Genomic DNA, 2,330 nt, shown 5'->3' on the forward strand with positions numbered 1-2,330 from the left:
CCGATCTGGCGGGGCCCGTGACGAGGGTGCCGGCGCGGCGCGCCTCGGCGGCCGCCGCCCGGCCGGCCGCGGTGGCCTTGACCGCCGGTGCGTTCCGGGCCTTGACCGTCACGACGATCGCCGCGGCCACCCCGGCGGCCAGCAGGGCGAGCAGGTAGCCCACCGGGTGCCCGGTGTTCGCCCCGGCGATCAGCCGGACCACGCCGAAGACCACCAGGAGCCAGTACGCCACCGCAGCGAACACCCAGGTCGAGCGCACCTTCCGCGCGTCGGCGAGCAGGCCCCGGCCGATCAGCCCGGCTTCCAGCTCCCGCATCGCGGGGTGGTCGGCGACCGTCGCCCGCACCCGGTCGATCGAAGTGCCGTTCTTGCCGACCTTCAGCAGGGCCGCGCGGCCCAGGTCGTCGGACGCCGAGCCCTTGACGCGGGAGAGCTTGCCGGTGCCGTCGAGCCGGAGGACCTGCTGGTCCAGCAGGCGCGCGACGACGAATTCCGCCGCGCGTGCCCGGCCGCCGGTCAGCAGCGCGAGCTGTTCGCCCCGCTCGGGCGCGCCGCCGGCGCGGCCCCGCCCGAGTACCACGCGGCCGGCCAGCAGGGCCAGCGCCGGCAGGAGCAGCAGGCCCCCGTAGAGCCCCGCGAACACCGGTCCGGGAACACCCCAGGTGTCGGTCATGAGTCCGCCCTCCCTCGTCCGTGTGCGGAGACTACGTTCGAGGAAGGGCGGCGGGTTGTCGGCTTAAGGGAGATTTAGGACTCGGGTACCAGCTTGAGCGAGATCGAGTTGATGCAGTAGCGCTGGTCGGTCGGGGTCGGGTAGCCCTCGCCCTCGAAGACGTGCCCGAGGTGGCTGTGGCAGGAGCCGCAGAGGACCTCGATCCGCTTCATGCCCATGGTGCGGTCTTCGCGCAGCAGCACCGCGTCGGAGTCGGCCGGGTCGTAGAACGACGGCCAGCCGCAGTGGCTCTCGAACTTCGTGTCGCTGCGGAACAGCTCGGCACCGCAGGCGCGGCACTCGTAGACGCCGGTGGTCTTGGTGTCGGTGTACTCACCGGTGAACGGCCGTTCGGTCCCCGCCTGGCGGAGCACGGCGTACTCGTCGGGGCTGAGCTGCGCCCGCCATTCCTGCTCGGACTTCACGACGCGCGGGGTCGCGCCGACAACGGGTTTCATACCTTTCACCCGATCCACGTTACGCCGCGAGCCAGGCGAGGGCGTGCACCACGATGTCCCATGCGGCCACGATCACGCCGAGCACGATGAGGACCACGATCAGGGCGGACACCCAGTAGCGCAGCCCGCCGAGCCGGTTGCTGGAGTCGGCGAAGTCGGCCACGCCGTCGAGGGCGGCTTCGATGGTGAAGGTGGGGCCGCACCGTTCGATGCGGTCGAGGTGCTCGGCGAACGCGCGCGCCTCCGGGTCGTACGGGTCCAGGCCGACCAGGTCCTCGTGGAAGCGAGGATTCTGGCCCGGCAGCGCAGCTCCGTCGTCGGCCATGCCACCACGGTAGGCCATCCGGCCCGCTCAGCCCACCGGACGCGCGTTAAGTCTCACTGACCGGCGGACGGCCCCTCGAGCTTGGTGTTGCTGTCGATCAGCATCTGGCCGCCGACCAGGACGATCCGGAAGGGGCGGCGTGACTGCCCGTTGATGTCCATGTTGATGGTGATCGACCCGTCGGCGTTGGCGCCGCCCGAATCGGCCCGTGCGTTGCGGTAGGCGGGCACACTCTTACCGGACCAATAAGCCTGGAAGTCCTGTTCGGTGCCGTAGACCTGCTGGGCCGCCGGGGTCAGCAGGGTCCAGTTCCCGGCGGGGTTCGCGTAGAACCTGTCGGTGAGCAGCCGGCCGGCGGAACCGTAGTCGCTGATCTTGCCGTCGGACGGGGTCCGGTCGAGGTCGGCGGGCGCGGCCGAGCTGCTCGGGCTGCTGGGCTTGGTCGAGCTGTGGCCCGTCGTCGGCTGGTTGCCCGGCGTCTGGGCGGTCTGGTTGCCGCCCGAACCGCCGTTGCCGGAGTTCAGGACCAGGAACACGATGACCGCGACCACCACGACGGCCGCGCCGGCCCCGGCGAACAGCGCGTACTTGCGCTTGTTGTCCGGCTTCGCGGCGGCCTGCGAGTACTGGGGTGCCCTGGCCGACGGCGCGGCCGCGGGCATCGGTCTGGGCGGGGTGTTCGGCGGCGCGTCCGGCGACCGCATCGGCATGAACGCCGCGGTGGGGCGCGGCGGGTTCGACGGTGCCTTGTTCGCGGCCTTGTTCGCCGGCACCGGCGTGCCGACCGGCGGCGACGACGGCGCCGCGCCGGCCGTGCGCTGCCACGGCGGCCGCT

At 72.2% G+C, this 2,330-nt stretch carries 3 protein-coding genes and 1 pseudogene; all 4 read right to left on the bottom strand.

Annotated elements, in window-relative coordinates; all coding sequences use genetic code 11:
- On the bottom strand, window positions 1-673 hold a 673-nt coding region (locus IE317_RS44065), incomplete at its 3' end, for a TIGR04222 domain-containing membrane protein (RefSeq protein WP_191317303.1).
- A gap of 74 nt (window positions 674-747) precedes the next feature.
- Window positions 748-1,170, bottom strand: coding sequence for a peptide-methionine (R)-S-oxide reductase MsrB (gene msrB / locus IE317_RS44070; RefSeq protein WP_191317304.1), 423 nt, complete (start codon window positions 1,168-1,170; stop codon window positions 748-750).
- Between the two features lie 19 nt (window positions 1,171-1,189).
- Complete coding sequence (locus IE317_RS44075; protein ID WP_191317305.1) at window positions 1,190-1,495, bottom strand: hypothetical protein; 306 nt, start codon at window positions 1,493-1,495, stop codon at window positions 1,190-1,192.
- A 53-nt stretch (window positions 1,496-1,548) separates the two neighbouring features.
- A pseudogene (locus IE317_RS44080) lies at window positions 1,549-2,330 on the bottom strand (serine/threonine protein kinase); the annotation flags it as partial.

Origin of the sequence: Amycolatopsis bullii (assembly GCF_014654205.1) — a bacterium.
GTDB classification, from domain to species: Bacteria; Actinomycetota; Actinomycetes; order Mycobacteriales; family Pseudonocardiaceae; genus Amycolatopsis; species Amycolatopsis plumensis.

What these genes read in the sequence shown, in the direction of transcription:
- msrB (WP_191317304.1), bottom strand. Translation starts at nt 1,170, where the DNA reads ATGAAACCCGTTGTCGGCGCGACCCCGCGCGTCGTGAAGTCCGAGCAG.
- IE317_RS44075 (WP_191317305.1), bottom strand. Translation starts at nt 1,495, where the DNA reads ATGGCCGACGACGGAGCTGCGCTGCCGGGCCAGAATCCTCGCTTCCAC.